The organism is Streptomyces sp. NPDC088387, assembly GCF_044753385.1.
Lineage (GTDB): Bacteria > Actinomycetota > Actinomycetes > Streptomycetales > Streptomycetaceae > Streptomyces.
The window spans coordinates 263,993-279,983 of sequence record NZ_JBIVNC010000007.1; the positions used below are offsets into that span (position 1 = coordinate 263,993).

At 72.4% G+C, this 15,991-nt stretch carries 15 protein-coding genes; 3 read left to right on the forward strand and 12 right to left on the reverse strand.

Annotated elements, in window-relative coordinates; translation table 11 throughout:
- Nucleotides 1-72: 72 nt before the first annotated feature.
- From ACIQAC_RS20655 to infC, 5 genes are all read right to left on the reverse strand, one after another.
- Nucleotides 73-1,209, reverse strand: a complete 1,137-nt coding sequence (locus tag ACIQAC_RS20655) for an ATP-binding protein (RefSeq protein WP_402193087.1) — start codon at nt 1,207-1,209, stop codon at nt 73-75.
- A 53-nt stretch (nt 1,210-1,262) separates the two neighbouring features.
- On the reverse strand, nt 1,263-2,111 hold the full coding sequence (locus tag ACIQAC_RS20660; RefSeq protein ID WP_402193089.1) for a TrmH family RNA methyltransferase: 849 nt from the start codon (nt 2,109-2,111) through the stop codon (nt 1,263-1,265).
- Between the two features lie 196 nt (nt 2,112-2,307).
- Nucleotides 2,308-2,691: a 50S ribosomal protein L20 gene (gene rplT / locus ACIQAC_RS20665; protein WP_010350261.1), complete on the reverse strand. Its 384-nt coding sequence runs from the start codon at nt 2,689-2,691 to the stop codon at nt 2,308-2,310.
- Between the two features lie 97 nt (nt 2,692-2,788).
- Nucleotides 2,789-2,983: a 50S ribosomal protein L35 gene (rpmI, locus tag ACIQAC_RS20670; protein ID WP_003947156.1), complete on the reverse strand. Its 195-nt coding sequence runs from the start codon at nt 2,981-2,983 to the stop codon at nt 2,789-2,791.
- Nucleotides 2,984-3,092: 109 nt separating this feature from the next.
- Nucleotides 3,093-3,758 carry a translation initiation factor IF-3 gene (gene infC / locus ACIQAC_RS20675; protein ID WP_402193407.1) on the reverse strand — a complete coding sequence of 222 codons (666 nt, stop codon included), beginning with the start codon at nt 3,756-3,758 and terminating at the stop codon, nt 3,093-3,095.
- A 384-nt stretch (nt 3,759-4,142) separates the two neighbouring features.
- Here infC and ACIQAC_RS20680 point away from each other — a divergent pair, with 384 nt between their 5' ends.
- The gene (locus ACIQAC_RS20680) at nt 4,143-4,490 is read left to right on the forward strand and encodes a DUF1844 domain-containing protein (RefSeq protein WP_402193091.1); all 348 of its coding nucleotides are present in this window, start codon (nt 4,143-4,145) and stop codon (nt 4,488-4,490) included.
- A gap of 97 nt (nt 4,491-4,587) precedes the next feature.
- Here ACIQAC_RS20680 and ACIQAC_RS20685 read toward each other — a convergent pair whose 3' ends face one another.
- Entirely contained in the window at nt 4,588-5,319 is a 732-nt protein-coding gene (locus tag ACIQAC_RS20685; RefSeq protein ID WP_402193093.1) for an SseB family protein, read from the reverse strand.
- Between the two features lie 150 nt (nt 5,320-5,469).
- Here ACIQAC_RS20685 and ACIQAC_RS20690 point away from each other — a divergent pair, with 150 nt between their 5' ends.
- On the forward strand, nt 5,470-6,429 hold the full coding sequence (locus ACIQAC_RS20690; RefSeq protein WP_402193094.1) for a serine hydrolase: 960 nt from the start codon (nt 5,470-5,472) through the stop codon (nt 6,427-6,429).
- Nucleotides 6,430-6,462: 33 nt separating this feature from the next.
- Here the strand turns inward: ACIQAC_RS20690 and mycP are convergent, their stop codons facing one another.
- Complete coding sequence (gene mycP, locus ACIQAC_RS20695) at nt 6,463-7,638, reverse strand: type VII secretion-associated serine protease mycosin (RefSeq protein ID WP_402193096.1); 1,176 nt, start codon at nt 7,636-7,638, stop codon at nt 6,463-6,465.
- Nucleotides 7,635-8,384 (reverse strand): hypothetical protein, encoded by a 750-nt coding sequence (locus ACIQAC_RS20700; RefSeq protein WP_402193097.1) that lies wholly within the window; start codon nt 8,382-8,384, stop codon nt 7,635-7,637. The genes mycP and ACIQAC_RS20700 overlap by 4 nt, the downstream gene beginning before the upstream one ends.
- A 1,694-nt stretch (nt 8,385-10,078) precedes the next feature.
- On the opposite strand from ACIQAC_RS20700, the gene ACIQAC_RS20705 reads away from it, so the two are divergent.
- Nucleotides 10,079-11,281 (forward strand): amino acid deaminase/aldolase, encoded by a 1,203-nt coding sequence (locus ACIQAC_RS20705; RefSeq protein ID WP_402193099.1) that lies wholly within the window; start codon nt 10,079-10,081, stop codon nt 11,279-11,281.
- A gap of 16 nt (nt 11,282-11,297) precedes the next feature.
- On the opposite strand, the gene ACIQAC_RS20710 is transcribed toward ACIQAC_RS20705, so the two are convergent.
- From ACIQAC_RS20710 to ACIQAC_RS20725, 4 genes are read right to left on the reverse strand one after another with little or no spacing between them, the layout of a single operon-like run.
- Nucleotides 11,298-12,323, reverse strand: a complete 1,026-nt coding sequence (locus ACIQAC_RS20710; RefSeq protein WP_402193409.1) for a DUF2510 domain-containing protein — start codon at nt 12,321-12,323, stop codon at nt 11,298-11,300.
- A gap of 43 nt (nt 12,324-12,366) precedes the next feature.
- A complete protein-coding gene (locus tag ACIQAC_RS20715; protein ID WP_402193101.1) occupies nt 12,367-13,149 on the reverse strand; it encodes a 3-oxoacyl-ACP reductase in 783 nt (260 codons plus the stop codon).
- Nucleotides 13,146-14,534 (reverse strand): aldehyde dehydrogenase family protein, encoded by a 1,389-nt coding sequence (locus tag ACIQAC_RS20720; protein WP_402193102.1) that lies wholly within the window; start codon nt 14,532-14,534, stop codon nt 13,146-13,148. The genes ACIQAC_RS20715 and ACIQAC_RS20720 overlap by 4 nt, the downstream gene beginning before the upstream one ends.
- An 8-nt stretch (nt 14,535-14,542) precedes the next feature.
- Nucleotides 14,543-15,913 carry a glutamine synthetase family protein gene (locus tag ACIQAC_RS20725; protein WP_402193103.1) on the reverse strand — a complete coding sequence of 457 codons (1,371 nt, stop codon included), beginning with the start codon at nt 15,911-15,913 and terminating at the stop codon, nt 14,543-14,545.
- Nucleotides 15,914-15,991: the final 78 nt, after the last annotated feature.

Sequence of the window (15,991 nt, forward strand, 5' to 3'; positions counted from 1 at the left end):
CCGTCTGTGGGACACAAAGGTGCCAAAGGCCGAGTCTAACGGGGTGTGGATATCCGAATGCGCCCGTGGCCGTCAGACGAGATACGCCGGGGTGGCCACGGGCAACGTAAATCGGAACTCGGCGCCGCCCTGGGGGCCGCGGCCGACCGTGATGGTGCCGCCGTGGGCCTCGACGATGCCCTTGACGATGTACAGCCCAAGGCCCGTGCCGCCGCGCTTGCTGCCCCGCCAGAAGCGGGTGAAGACGCGGTTCATGGACTCCTCCGGGATGCCGGTGCCCTCGTCGCTCACGGTGACCGACGTGCCGGCCTCCTCCCCCTCACGCGGGGATTCGGCGGGCGTGACGTCAATGGTGACGGTTCCCTCGCCGTGGCGCACCGCGTTTTCGATGAGGTTGCTGAGCACCTGGTCGACCTTGTCGGGGTCGGCCCACAGCATGGGCAGCGGCTGCTCGACCCGGAGCAGGAACCGGTCGGCGGACAGTCCCGCGGCGACGTACGCCTGGATGTGCCGGCCGACGGCGGCGCCCATGTCGACCGGCTGGCGCCGCACCTCCAGGCGTCCGGAGTCGATGCGGGAGATGTCGAGCAGCTCGGCGATGAGCCGGGTGACCCGGTCGGCGTCGGCGTCGACGGTTTCCAGCATCAGCCGCTTCTGGTCGTCGGTGAACCGTTCCCACTTCGCCAGCAGGGTGGCGGTGAAGCCCTTCACCGAGGTGAGCGGGGACCGCAGTTCGTGCGCGACGGTCGCGATGAGTTCGGCGTGGCTGCGCTCGGTGCGGCGGCGGGCCTCGGTGTCGCGCAGCGAGACGACGAGGCGGCGCACCGGTCCGGTGGGCGCCTCGCGCACGTACCGCGCGGAGACCAGGACTTCCCGGCCGCCGGGCAGCAGCAGGTTGCGTTCGGGCTGGCGGACCCGGATGGCGAGGCCGCCGTAGGGGTCGGTCAGCTGCCACCAGCGGCGCCCCTCCAGGTCCTCCAGGGGCAGCGCCTTGTCCAGCCGGCGGCCGAGGGCGTCGGCCGCGGCGAGGGCGGTGATCCGCTCGGCGGCGCGGTTGAAGCAGACGACCTGGCCGTTTTCGTCGGCGACGACGAGCCCGTCGGGCAGTTCGTCGGGGTCGATGCCGAGGCCCGCCGGGTCCGCGGCCGGCCGGGACGCGGCGGAGCGCCGCAGGGGTGCTCCCGGCGCGCTGCTCGTACCGACACTCATCCCCGTACCCCACCTCTCAGCCGGCGCAGGAGGCCTCCGAGCTGGTCACCCTACTAGCTTCCGGTTACGGTCCGGCAGCCTCTGGGGGCACGCTGTGCACGGGCCGACGCGTAGAGACATACGGCTGCGGCGGTGGCCAGGTTCAGGCTCTCGGCCCTGCCGTGGATGGGGACGCTCACGACGGCGTCGGCGAGCGCGCGGGTCTCCTCCGGGAGCCCCCAGGCCTCGTTGCCGAAGACCCAGGCGGTCGGGCCGCCCATGGTGCCGTTGTCCAGCTCCTCGTCGAGGTCGTGCGACCCGGCGCCGTCGGCGGCGAGCACCCGCACGCCCACCCCCCTGAGCCCGTCGACGGCCTCCTCCACGGGGACGCCCACGGCGACGGGCAGGTGGAACAGCGATCCGACGGAGGCGCGGACGGCCTTGGGGTTGTAGAGATCGACGGACGCGTCGGTCAGTACAACGGCCTCGGCGCCGGCGGCGTCCGCGCAGCGCAGGACGGTGCCGGCGTTGCCGGGGTCGCGGACGTTCGCGAGTACGGCGACGAGCTTGGGCCGGGCCCGGAGGATCTCCTCGAACGGGGTGTCGACGAACCGGCACACCCCGACGAGGCCCTGCGGGGTCACTGTCGTGGAGATGTCGGCGATGACCTGCTCGTCGGCGAGGTGGATCCGGACGCCGGTGTCGCGGGCGGCACCGACGATGTCGGCGTAGCGCTCCGCGGCGTCGAGGGTGGCGAACAGCTCGACGAGTGTGCGGGGCTGCGCCCCGGCTTCCCTCACCGCCTGCGGTCCCTCCGCGAGGAACAGCCGGTCCTTCCCCCGGAAATTCCGCTTGGCCAGCCGGCGGGCGGCGGCGACGCGCGGAGACCGGGGCGAGATGAGATCGGGACTGCCGGAAGCCATGGTTCACCTTCGAGGTTCGGATGTTCTGATCGAGGGGCCGGGTGCCGCTACGGGTTTTCAGGGGCGCGGGGAACTGCGCGACCAGCCCTCACCGGGCCGCACCCGAAGAACAACCCCGTCCCCAACCCCCGCAACAACAGAACCCGCAGGCATCAACCTGCGGGTCCCGAACTCACCGGCAAAAGCCAGCGCAGCGTCACGCGGCCTTGGGCGCGTTCACATCCGCCGGCAGCGCCTTCTGCGCGACCTCGACGAGCGCGGCGAACGCGTTCGCGTCGTTGACCGCCAGCTCGGCGAGGATCTTGCGGTCCACCTCGACGTTCGCGGCCTTCAGACCCTGGATGAAGCGGTTGTAGGTGATGCCGTTGGCGCGGGCAGCGGCGTTGATGCGCTGGATCCACAGCTGACGGAAGTCGCCCTTGCGCTTCTTGCGGTCGTTGTAGTTGTAGACCAGCGAGTGGGTGACCTGCTCCTTGGCCTTGCGGTACAGGCGCGAACGCTGACCGCGGTAGCCGGAGGCCGCCTCGAGGATCGCCCGGCGCTTCTTGTGGGCGTTGACTGCCCGCTTGACGCGTGCCACTTGTTAACTCCTTGTAGCGGGGCCGCGGTTGGACTCACGCGACCCGGAAACGTTTTGGGTCCCGGTCAGAGGTCGGGCGCGGATCGCGCGCCCGGCATCACTTGCCGAGAAGCTTCTTGATCTTCTTGGCGTCGCCCGGGGCCATCTCGGCGTTGCCGGTGAGACGGCGCGTCAGACGGGACGACTTGTGCTCGAGCAGGTGGCGCTTGCCGGCGCGCTCACGGAGCACCTTGCCGGAGCCGGTGATCTTGAAGCGCTTGCTGGCACCGCTGTGCGACTTGTTCTTCGGCATAGCGCCGTTCTCTCCTCGTCGGTGGCGCTCCGGTGCCCGGTTGTGAAAACCGGGCACGGTGGAGCGTCGCTTGTTTCGGTTACGTCCTGGGGACTCGCGTCCCCCGGGATCACGCTTCGGCGGTGGCCTCGGCGGGAACCTCGACCTCGGCCTCGTCCTCGACGGCGTCGGTCTCCGCGGCGTTCTGCGAGCGGCCCGGGTTGGCCTTCGCTTCCGCCTTGCGGGCTTCCTGCGCCTGGCGGGCTTCGGCCATCGCTTCGGTCTTCTTCTTGTGCGGACCGAGAACCATGATCATGTTTCGGCCGTCCTGCTTCGGGTTCGACTCGACGAAACCGAGGTCCTGGACGTCCTCCGCGAGCCGCTGCAACAGCCGGTAGCCCAGCTCGGGCCGGGACTGCTCGCGACCACGGAACATAATCGTGATCTTGACCTTGTCGCCCTGCTTGAGGAACCGAACGACGTGACCCTTCTTGGTGTCATAGTCGTGCGGGTCGATCTTCGGCCGGAGCTTCATCTCCTTGATGACCGTGTGCGCCTGGTTCTTGCGCGCCTCACGGGCCTTCATGGCCGACTCGTACTTGAACTTCCCGTAGTCCATGAGCTTGCAGACGGGCGGGCGAGCGTTCGCCGCCACCTCGACCAGGTCGAGGTCGTACTCCTGAGCAAGCTCAAGGGCCTTGGCAAGCGGAACAATCCCGACCTGCTCGCCGCTGGGACCGACAAGTCGCACTTCGGGAACGCGAATCCGGTCGTTGATGCGGGGCTCGGCGCTGATGGATCCTCCTCGGTAGCACCACGCGACGGTCTGGCGGACTGCCGCGTAACGTCTCTTTTCGTAAGACCTAACCGCGCCGACGCACAAAAAATGCCCCGGACGATCACGGGCGGGGCTCCTCGAACTACCGGAACACCGCCGCGGAGACCGCGGGGCGCGCTTTCGGACGGACCGCGCCGGAAGGGCGATGCCGTCTGACCGGTGACCCGACACCCGTGAGGGCGGTCAGGTGGGAGTTCGAAAGCCTCCACTTGTGGGCCGGGCTCGTGCGCCGTGAGGCATACGTGTCCGACCGGTCGTTACACAAGGTTAGCAGCTCCCCGGGAGTACGGCTAACCGAGGCCCTCTGGGGCCCTGCTCCGCCCTGGCCCTATCGTGTGGGCCATGAGTGAAGAGACTCCCGACTTCAACGCCATGACCCGCGACATCGCGGAGGTCCCCGCGGTCGAGGTGATCGTGACGGTCGCCGTCAATCTGATGAGCGCCGCCGCGGTGAAGCTCGGTCTCACCGAGGAGGGCGAGAAGCACAAGGACCTCGACGAGGCCCGCAAGCTGATCCACGCCCTCGCGGGGCTGATGGACGGCTCGGCGACGGAGATCAGCTCGTTCCACGCGGCCCCGCTGCGCGACGGTCTGAAGTCGCTCCAGCTGGCGTTCCGCGAGGCGTCCGTGGTGCCGGACGAGCCGGGCCAGGGCCCGGGCGAGAAGTACACCGGCCCGATCTACGGCTGACCCGCACCCGGACTCGTACGCACACCCGGGCTCGTAAGCACACCCGGACTCGCACGCACACCCGGGTTCGTACGCACACCTGACCCCGCGCCCACACTCATACCCGCTCGTACAAGGGCTCGCCCGCGGGCGCCGTCCCGGCCGGCAGCAGTGCCAGGTCGAGGCCGCGCACCAGGCGGGCCCTCAGTGTTTCGTCGGCGGCGATCCGCCGGGCGACGGACTGCCCGGCCTCGGCCGGACTCACGGCCGGATCGAGTACGAGGGCGAGGGTCCCGTCGGCCCCGCCGGGACCGAGGTACGCGCGTACGATGCCGGGTTCGGCGGACACCGCGGCCCGTACCGCCTCCCTGACCGCCGGATCGGCGAGCGGGTCGACGCTGGTACGGCCCTCGGCCAGCGCGAGCAGCGCCGGTCCCGTCAGTTCGAAGGTGACGGGACCGGCCAGGTCCAGCACCACCGTGTCCGCGTTCTCGTGCGCCGCCGCCCGCAGCGCCTGGTGCAGCGGTACGGCCACCGGGCGGGCCTCGGGGTCCCAGCGGGCCAGTGTGCCGGTCGAGGTGAAGGCGGGCAGGGCGGTGCGGCCGCCGGCCTTCAGGGTCGGTACGGCCATGTCGCTGGTCTTCTCGCGGCGCAGCCCGTTCGTGTCCTCCTCGACCTCACCCAGGACGGCCACGACCGGGACGAGCAGCCGGGCGTCCCGGAGCGCCGCGAGGACCGGCCCGACGGCGGTGCGGTCCCCGGCCCAGGCCGCCAGCGCCGCGCTCAGCCGGGGATCGGCGGAGCCGTCGTCGTCGGAGAAGCCGGAGTCGGGAATGTTCTTGTTCGCCACGGTCCCCGACCCTATCGGCGGGGGTTCCGCCGGGATTGTGCGGCCCCGTTAACGCGGGGTTCACAGCCTCACCGGAATCTCAGAATTCTCTGACGCAGATATCACGTGCGTCTAACAGACGGCACAGTCGGCGCCCGGAGCATCGCGGGCATGAAGTCTCCGGGAAGCCACCGCTGGGTCATCGGCACGGTCGTCGCCTCGACGGTCGTGATGGCCGGTGCGGCGGCCGGGACGGCGTTGGTGAAGCCACAGGCGGGTCCGGCGGTGCGGGCCGTATCGTCGGCCGCGTCGCCGTCGGCCCCGACGGCGGGTGAGGAGACGGTGGATCCCGTGACGGAGCCCGCGCCGGTGGATCGCGACGCGTTGCTGGCCGACGCCCTGGCCGGCGTGCAGGTGCCGGACGGTGTGCGGCTGTCGGTGGGGGTGCTCGATGTGGCGTCGGGCGAGTCGGCAACATTCGGCGAGGACTCCTTCGACACCGCGAGCATCGTCAAGGTCGACATCCTGGCGACCCTGCTGCTCCAGGCGCAGGACGCGGACCGGGGGCTGACGGCGACGGAGAAGTCGTACGCCACCACGATGATCGAGCAGAGCGACAACGACTCCGCGTCGGCGCTGTGGCGGACGATCGGCGAGGCGGCGGGGCTGGACGCGGCGAACGTACGGTTCGGGCTGACCGGGACGAAGGGCAGTGACGGCGCCACCTGGGGGCTCACGCAGACCACGGCCGCCGATCAACTCACCCTGCTCCAGCAGGTGTTCGGGGACGGCTCCGAGCTGAGCGCGGAGTCGCAGACGTATCTCCAGGGGCTGATGGAGGAGATAGCGGCCGATCAGCACTGGGGGGTGTCGGCCGTCGCGGACGGTTCCTCGTGGGCGCTGAAGAACGGCTGGCTGCCGCGTACCGCCACCGGGTTGTGGGACATCAACAGCGTCGGGCGGGTGACGGTGGCGGGGCGGGAGTTCCTGGTCGCGGTCCTCTCGGACGGCAACGCGAGCCAGGCGAAGGGGATTTCGCTGGTGGAGGCCGCGGCGCGGGTCGCGGTCACGGCGTTCGGAGCGGAACCGGAGGCGACGGCGAGCGGGGCGGCGGCGGCAGCCGCAGGCTGAGGGCCGCCGGGGGTACGGAGTGCCGTCCAGCGCCTAGAAGCGGTCGTACTCCCGGCGTCCGCGCCACAGGACGACCGCCGCGACCAGCAGGACCCCGCCCGCGCCGCCGGCCAGGAGGCCCGCCCAGCTCGCGGTGGAGTCCTGCGACTCGTCGGCGTCGGGGCCCGGACCGAAGTACTCGTTGCCGTAGGCCGCCGCGCGCAGGTCCCCGGGGTCGAGCCGGTCGGCCTGCTCGATGGCGGCCACCGGGTCGACGAAGCCGAAGCCGCGGGAGTCGTCGCGGCCGTCGGCGGGCGCGTTGCGGGCGGTGTCCTCCAGCACCTTCTTGACCTGGGCCGGGGTGAGGCCGGGGTGCGCCGACTTGAGGAGGGCGACCGCGCCGGAGACGAAGGCCGCGGCGGCGCTTGTGCCCCAGCCCTCGTAGTACTTGCGGTCGGGATCGGCGATCACCACGTCGACGCCGGGAGCGCTGACCGTGGCGTACCAGCGGCGGGTGGAGAAGGAGGCGCGGGTGCCGAACTTGTCCACGGCGGTCGCGGCTATGACGCCCGGGTAGGCGGCCGGGTAGGAGATGTGGTCGCCCTTCTCCCCGCCGTTGCCCGCGGAGGCGACGACGACCGAGCCCTTCTTGAGGGCGTACTGGACGGCCTCGTCCTCGGCGGGCTCGGGGTGCGCGGAGGCGGAGTCGTCGCCGAGGGACATGTTGATGACGTCGACACCCTGGTCGGCGGCCCAGCGGATGCCTTCGGCGAGGGCGTTGCCGCGGGTCTTGCGGGCCTTGCTGCGGGCGGTGTCGCCGTCCTCCAGGATCACCCGGACCGGGAGGATCTTCGCCGCCGGGGCTATGCCGAGGACGCCGTCCGCGCCGTCGACGCCATGGCCGTGACCCGCGATGATCCCGGCCATCGCGGTGCCGTGCCGGGCCCAGGCGCGGTCGCCCTGCTTGGCCCCGAAGCCGACCATGTCCTTGGTGGCGAGGACGTTGCCGACGAGGTCGGGGTGGTCGGCGTCGACGCCGGTGTCCAGGACGGCGACGGTGACGCCCTCGCCCTTGGTGGTCTGCCAGACCTCGTCGGTGTGCATGGCTTCCAGGGCCCACTGCTGGGCCCGGATGGTGTCGGCGTGCGCGGCGGTCGGCGGCACGAGGGCGACCGAGGCGGCCACCAGACACGCGAGAAGTCCGGCCCTGCCGGTTGTGCGGCGGCTCATGACGGCTGCTCCGAGGCCGAGGTGACGTTCTTGCGCAGACTCCGCTCGATGCGGTCGGCGAGGCCCTTGGCCTCGTGTCCGAGGCCGGCCTGGGCGACCGAGCTGGTGGTCTCGGGCGCCACGGCGACGGTGGCGGGCTGCGGGGTGTCGACGGTCCGTCCGTCGGCCCAGCCGCTGACGGAGTAGACGACGACGGGCGCGTCTGTGAGGACACGCACCGTCCAGGAGGCGCGTTGCGCGTTGCCGAACCCGGCCGCCGCGGTGCCCTTCGCGGCGTACGGGCGGGGCATCAGGTCGGTACGGCTGTCCAGGCCGTCCAGCTTGAACCGTTCGGCCAGCGCGCGCATGGCCGCGTCGTCGGCGTCGGTGAACAGCAGGCCGACGGTGGTGACGAAGCTCTGGGTGGCGTCGGTGTAGGTGGCGCGCAGCAGACGTGCGCAGCCGGCCGGCGCGAGGGCCTTGCGCAGCAGCGGGTCGAAGGCGTTGGTGCATCCGCTGTCCGGGGCAACGGCGATCCGGGTCCAGGTGCGGTCCGCCTCGCCGGGGCCCGCGCCCTTGCCGTCGACGGTCCGCGGGAAGAGGCCGTCGACCGGCACGCTGTGCCACAGGTCTCCGGCCGCGACGAACGCGCTGTGCTCCTGCTCGGAGTCCGAGCCCCCGACGAGCCAACTGCCGGTCGCCGCACCGCCGATGAGTCCCAGTCCGAGGACCACACAGGCGGCCGCGGCAACGGTCCGGTTCCGCATCCGCCCGCCGAGCACCCGTGGCCGGGCATCGGCGTCATACCCCTCCGGCCGCCCAAAACTCACCACAGGCCGCTCGTCCCCACCCCCGGAAAGCGCACTCCAGGAGAGAGCGGGATCGGGGGTCACGACGGGGGCGGGCGGTGCGCCGGGGGCGGGCGGAGCGGGGTGCCGAGAGGCATCGGTGGCTCGGGCGCCGGAGGCGGGCGGAGCCGGGTGACGGGGCGCGTCGGTGGCTCGGGCGCCGGGGGCGGGCGGGGCCGAGTGACGGGAAGCGTCGGGAACGCGAGCACCAGGGGCGGGCGGAGCCGGGTGACGGGGCGCGTCGGTGGCTCGGGCGCCGGGGGCAGGCGGGGCCGAGTGACGGGAAGCGTCGGGAACGCGAGCACCAGGGGCGGGCGGAGCCGGGTGACGGGGCGCGTCAGTGGCTCGGGGGCCGGGCGGGGTGCCGGGGGTGGATGGGGCGGGGTGACGGGGGGCGTCCGCGGGCCGGGCGGGCGCGGGCGGAGCCGGGTGACGGTGCGAACCGTCGGGGATGCGGGAGCCAGGCTGGGGCGGGGCCGGGTGACGGGGGGTGTCGGTGGTGTGGGCGCCGGGGGCCGGGGGGCGGCCTGTATTCGTGGCGCGGGCGGCGGCGGGCGTGCTGCCGGGCACGGGCGGGACGGGACGTCCGGGCGTCTCCGTGACGCGGGTGGGCGGCATGCCCGGCACCGGCGGTACGGGGCCGCGGACCGTCTCCGTGGCGCGGGCGGCGGGCTGTGCCGGGCGTTGCGGGCGGTCCGTGAGAGGTGGGCTCGGGAGACGGAAAGGGCGGGTGGTGGGGCCGTCCGGTGGGATCGGGCGCAGGCGCCGGGTCTTCTCCGCGGGTGTCTCGGCGGGCGGGGTCGTACGGCGAGGGCCGGGGGCCGGGAAGCGGGCGCGGCCCGCCGTGGGCGCGGTGTCCGGGAAGCGGGCGGAGGCGGGGGGCGGAGGCGGGCCGAAGAGACCGCTGCCGGGGGCGGACCGGCCGGTGTTCGGGGTGTTCGGGCCATCGACCGGGGTGGACGGGCCTTCGCCCGTCGGGTCGGGGGCTTCGCTGTCGCGACCGTCCGCGTCCCGCGCCGGGCCGGCGAAACGAGCACCGCGGGCCCGGTCACCGATCCGCGAGCCGCCCGCCGGAGCGCCACCGCGCGGACCCTCCGTCCGATCACCGCCGCGCGGAGCGTCCGTCCGGTCGCCGCCGCGCGGTTCGGGCGCCGGAACCCGGTCCCCCGTGTCGCCGGTGTCGCCGGTCGACGGCCCCTCCGGCCTCGACGAACGGTCGGTCGAGTCCGTCGGAACCTCCGGAGGAAACGGGTGGCGATCGACGCCGACCGTGGGGGGCTGGGCGGGGGGCGGCGGTGCCGTGGGACGTGGCGGGACGGGGGTGCGCCGTGCCTCGGTGCTCATGCACCCCCCGTTTCCTCGTGTCCCGGGCCCGCTCCCACTCGCGCGGGGCCTTACGTCGTACGCGTGTGCCCGTGCGATCCTCCCCGGGCAGGCATACCCGTACGGCCCGACCGCCATCCTCGCGCGCGTGCGCGACAGGCGGCGTTCCCCGTACGTGCGCGTCACTCTACGGGCTGACACGGCTCGAACGGGAACCAGTCCGCGACCCCGGGGCATCTGCCCGGATCGTCCCCCTACCCTGCGGTAATCGCGTCTGGCAGGCTTCGTTCATGACCGCACGCGCCGCTGACCGCGCCCGATACGACCGGGCCACCGCCCATCTCGACGCCCCGCTCGCGATCGTGGACCTGGATGCCTTCGACGCCAACGCGGACGACCTGCTCCGCCGGGCGGCCGGCAAACCGATCCGCGTCGCCAGCAAGTCCGTCCGCTGCCGTGCCCTGCTCGAACGGGTCCTGGCCAGGGACGGTTTCGCGGGCATCATGTCGTTCACGCTGGCCGAGTCGCTGTGGCTGGCGCGTTCCGGTTTCGAGGACGTGCTGCTGGCGTACCCGTCCGCCGACCGGGCCGGGTTCGCCGAGCTGGCGGCCGATCCGAAGCTCGCCGCCGCGGTGACCGTGATGGTCGACGACCCGGCGCAGCTCGACCTGATCGACGCCGCGCGCGACGGCGGCGGTGAAGTGGTGCGCGTCTGCCTGGAGTTGGACACGTCACTGAAGCTGCTCGGGGGCCGGGTACGCGTCGGGGCGCTGCGCTCTCCCCTCTACTCCCCCGCCCAGGTCGCGGACATGGCACGGGCAGTGGCCCGCCGCCCGGGCTTCAAGGTCGTCGGGATCATGGGGTACGAGGGCCACATCGCAGGCGTCGGCGACGACGTCGCCGGGCGGCCGCTGCGGTCGCGGGCGATCCGGCTGATGCAGGCCACCGCGCGGCGTGAACTCGCCGAGCGGCGCGCCGCGGTGGTGCGTGCGGTCCGGGCGGTCGCGCCGGACCTGGAGTTCGTCAACGGCGGCGGCACGGGCAGTGTGCAGCAGACGGCCGCGGAGGACGCGGTCACGGAGATCGCGGCCGGTTCGGGGCTGTACGTACCGCGGCTGTTCGACAACTACACGTCGTTCACCGGCCGTCCGGCCGCGCTGTTCGCCCAGCCCGTGGTGCGCCGCCCCGGCGTCGGGGTGGTGACCGTGCTCGGCGGCGGCTATCCGGCGTCCGGCGCGGCCGGCCCCGACCGGCTCCCGGTGCCGTATCTCCCCGAGGGGCTGCGCTACGACGGCCAGGAGGGGCCCGGCGAGGTGCAGACACCGCTGCTGGGCTCGCCCGCCGACGATCTGCTGATCGGCGACAAGGTGTGGTTCCGGCACGCGAAGGCCGGTGAGCTGTGCGAGCGGTTCGACGAACTGCACCTGATCGAGGGCGAGACGGTGACGGCGACCGTGCCGACGTACCGCGGCGAGGGCCGTACGTTCCTGTAGCGCGGCGGGTTCTCTACTAGGGGCCGACGCTGCTGCCGACTCCGCCTCCCGTGGCCGCGTCGTCGATGGACCGGATGCCCTTGGTGATCCGGTCCATGTCGGAGAGCGGCGGGGCGTCCTCGCCCGCGTCGAACACGTAGCGGACGAGGACGGGGGTCTCGGTGCCGGTGCTGGACTGGAAGGCCAGGGACTGGACGTAACCGCCCTCGCCCAGTTCGGTCTTGACGCGCCAGCGCACGTAGTAGCCGGCGCGGCCCGCCACGGCGACCGGGCCGGCGGCGACCTGCTTGTGGGACTCGATGCCGCCGAACGGCAGTTGTCCGACGGCGTCACGGTCGTAGGCGTCGTCGGCGGCGCTCTGGATGTCGCCCTTGGCGATGGCCTCGGGGGAGGTCGCGGTGTTCTCGGTGACCGTGCGGGACAGGACGGTGCCGTACCGGCAGACGGACCCGGCGCCCGGACAGTCGTAGGTGCCGTCGGTGGTCATGACGGCGTCCTCCTGCGCCACGTGCTCGGCCCGCTCCCAGCCGTCGAGCAGCGGGAACGTGATGCCGTTGAGCTGGTCCACCACCACGGACGGGTCCTCGGGCGCGGGAGATGCCTCGGGAGTGCTCGGGGGCGCCGACGGCTCGCTCGTGGTGGCCGTGGGGCCGGGCTCGGCCTGGGTGTCGGCGCCGCCGGTGTCTCCGTCGCGCAGCACGACCGCGCCCGTGACGATCGCCGCGACGAGTACGGCACCGGCGACCGTCATCGCGATGGCCTTGGCCCGCGTGGACGCCCCGTCGGCCACGGCGGGCGCCAGGGGGAGCGTCGAGGCCGGCGTCGGCTGACCGGACGGGTACGGTCCCGGGGTGTACGGCCCCTGTGTGTACGGGCCTTCCGCGTACGGCCCCGGTGCCGGGGTGTCGGGCACCGCGGGTCCCGGCACCGGCGGCGTCACGGGTTCAGGCGCGCGCCGGTGCTCGGTCCAGGAGACGCCGTCCCACCACCGTTCGAGGTGCGGGGCCGACGGATCGCGGTACCAGCCGGGCGGAGGTGTCATGCTCACCCCGGCACTCTAGGACAGCCTCCGGGTGGGCCGTCGGCTACAGCGGTGTGACGTACGCCCCCGCGATCCCGCCGTCCACCAGGAAGTCGGTGGCGTTGACGAACGAGGAGTCGTCGCTGGCCAGGAAGGCGACGGCGGCGGCGATCTCGTCGGCCTCGGCGAACCGGCCGACCGGGATGTGCACCAGGCGCCGGGCCGCGCGCTCGGGGTCCTTCGCGAACAGCTCCTGGAGCAGCGGGGTGTTGACCGGCCCGGGGCACAGGGCGTTGACGCGGATGCCCTCGCGGGCGAACTGCACACCCAGTTCACGGGACATGGCGAGGACGCCGCCCTTGGAGGCGGTGTACGAGATCTGGCTGGTGGCGGCGCCCATGCGGGCCACGAACGACGCGGTGTTGATGATCGAGCCCTTCCCCTGGCTGCGCATGTAGGGGATGGCCGCCTTGCAGCAGAGGTAGACGGAGGTGAGGTTGACCTCCTGGACCCGCTTCCAGGCCTCAAGTCCCGTCTCCAGGATGGAGTCGTCGTCGGGCGGCGAGATGCCCGCGTTGTTGAAGGCGATGTCGACACTGCCGTAGGTCTCGAAGGCCGTCCGGAACAGGGTCTCGACCTGCTCCGGGTCGGTGACGTCGACCTTGACGAAGACTCCGCCGACCTCGTCGGCGGCGGCCTTGCCGCGTACCTCGTCGACGTCGCCGCAGACGACGTGCGCGCCCTCGGAGGCGAGCCGGCGGGCGGTCGCGAGGCCGATGCCGCTGCCGGCGCCGGTGATGACGGCCGTACGGCCGACGAGGCGGCGGCAGATGTTCTCTTCGGTCACTGTGCGGGGCCTTCCGTGCTGATGAAGACGTTCTTGGTCTCGGTGAACGCGGTGAGGGCGTCCGGGCCCAGCTCCCGGCCGATGCCGGACTGCTTGAAGCCGCCGAACGGGGTCCAGTAACGGACGCTGGAGTGGGAGTTGACGGACAGGTTGCCGGCGCGGACGGCCTGGGAGACGCGCAGGGCGCGGCCGACGTCCCGGGTCCAGATGGAGCCGGCGAGACCGTAGTCGGTGGCGTTGGCGAGCCGGATCGCGTCCGCCTCGTCGTCGAAGGGCAGGACGACGGCGACGGGGCCGAAGACCTCCTCGACGGCGACGCGGGCGGCCGGGTCGACGCCGGTGAGGACGGTGGGCGCGAACCAGAAGCCGGGGCCTTCGGGGGCCTTGCCGCGGATGCCGGGCAGGTCGTCGGTGACGTAGGAGCGGACGCGGTCGAGCTGGGTCCTGGAGATCAGCGGGCCCATGTCGGTGCCGGCGTCGGCGGGGTCGCCGACGGTGACGGCCTCGATCGCCGGGGCGAGCAGCTCCAGGAACCGGTCGTGGGCGGACCGTTGGACGAGGATACGGGTGCGGGCGCAGCAGTCCTGGCCGGAGTTGTCGAGGAACGACATGGGTGCGGCGGCCGCGGCGGCTTCGAGGTCGGCGTCGGCGAAGACGATGTTGGGGCTCTTGCCGCCGAGTTCGAGGGTGACGCGCTTGAGCAGCGCGGAGCCCCTGGCCAGTACCTGCTTGCCCACGGCGGTGGAGCCGGTGAACACGATCTTGGCGACGTCCGGGTGCTCGACGAGCGCGTTGCCCGCGACCGGCCCGTGGCCGGGCAGCACCTGGAACAGGCCCTCGGGAAGGCCTGCCTCCAGGGCGAGTTCGGCCAGGCGCAGGGCGGTCAGCGGGGTGGTCTCGGCGGGCTTGAGGAGGACCGCGTTGCCGGCCGCGAGCGCGGGGGCGGTGCCCCAGGCGGCGATCGGCATCGGGAAGTTCCAGGGCGCGATGACACCGACGACGCCGAGCGGTTCGAGGATGGTGACGTCGAGGCCGCCGGGGACGGGGATCTGACGGCCGGTGAGCCGCTCCACTCCCCCGGCCGCGTAGTCGAGCAGGTCACGGACGTTGCCCGCCTCCCAGCGGGCGTTGCCGATCACATGCCCGGCCTCGCGGACCTCCAGTTGCGCGAGTTCTTCGAGGTGTTCGTCGACGACGACGGCGAACCGGCGCAGCAGCCGGGCGCGGTCGCCGGGGGCGAGGGCGGCCCAGACGGCCTGGGCGCGGACGGCCCGTACGACCGCCGCGTCGACGTCGGCGGCGGTGGCGGCCGGGACCGTCGCGACGACCTCCTCGGTCGCCGGGTTCAGTACCTGGAGCGTGTCGGACGGGAGCTGGTCGGACAAGAAGGGCCTCACAGACGTTCGAAGGAGCGGCGCAGCTCCCAGTCGGTCACTGCGGCGTCGAAGGCGTCGAGTTCGACGCGCGCCATGTTGCGGTAGTGGGCGACGACCTCGTCGCCGAAGGCGGACCGCGCGATCTCGCTGTGCTCCCAGAGCTCGGCGGCCTCGCGCAGGGTGGTGGGGACGTGCGCGTAGTCGCCGGTGTAGGCGTTGCCGGTGCAGGGCTCGGGCAGTTCGAGCTTGTGCTCGATGCCGTACAGGCCTGCGGCGACCAGTCCGGCGACGGCGAGGTGCGGGTTGACGTCACCGCCGGGCAGCCGGTTCTCGAAGCGCAGGGAGCGGCCGTGGCCGACGACCCGCAGGGCGCAGGTGCGGTTGTCGTGGCCCCAGGCGGCGGCGGTCGGCGCGAAGGAGCCGGGCTGGAACCGCTTGTACGAGTTGATGTTCGGGGCGTAGAGGAGGGCGAAGTCCCGCAGTGCGGCGAGCTGTCCGGCGAGGAAGTGGCGCATCAGCTCGGACATGCCGCCGGGCTCGTCGCCGGATCCGGCCATGGCGTTGTTGCCGGCGGCGTCGGTGAGCGAGAGGTGGATGTGGCAGGAGTTGCCCTCGCGCTCGTTGTACTTGGCCATGAAGGTGAGCGAGCAGCCGTCCTGGGCGGCGATCTCCTTGGCACCGGTCTTGTAGATCGTGTGCTGGTCGCAGGTGACGAGGGCCTCGTCGTAGCGGAAGACGATCTCGTGCTGGCCGGGGTTGCACTCGCCCTTGGCGGACTCGACGGTGAGCCCGGCGGCCGACATCTCGTTGCGGATGCGGCGCAGCAGGGGTTCGATCCGGCCGGTGCCGAGGACGGAGTAGTCGATGTTGTACTGGTTGGCCGGGGTGAGCCCCCGGTAGTGCGCGTCCCACGCCTGCTCGTAGGTGTCCTTGAAGACGATGAACTCCAGCTCGGTGCCGACCTGCGCGGTCAGTCCGTGTTCGGCGAGGCGCTCCAGCTGGCGGCGGAGGATCTGGCGGGGCGCGGCGACGACGGGTGAGCCGTCGTTCCAGGCGAGGTCGGCGACGACCATGGCGGTGCCCTCGTTCCAGGGCACGCGGCGCAGGGTGCTCAGGTCGGGGTGCATGGCGAAGTCGCCGTAGCCACGCTCCCAGGACGACATGGCGTAGCCCTCGACGGTGTTCATCTCGGTGTCGACGGCGAGCAGGTAGTTGCAGCCCTCGGTGCCGTGGTGGAGGACCTCGTCGAGGAAGAAGCGCGCCGCGAACCGCTTGCCCTGGAGGCGCCCCTGCATGTCGGGGAAGGCCAGGACGACGGTGTCGACGTCACCCGCCGCGACGAGGGCGTGCAGTTCCTCGATGCTCAGCGGGGGTGTGCGGTCTGCCACGGAGAGCCTCCTTCATGCTTCTCAGGGCTTCTTCGGTCGGCCGGGAGCCATAAGGTATTGCGGAAGACCTTTGCTTGG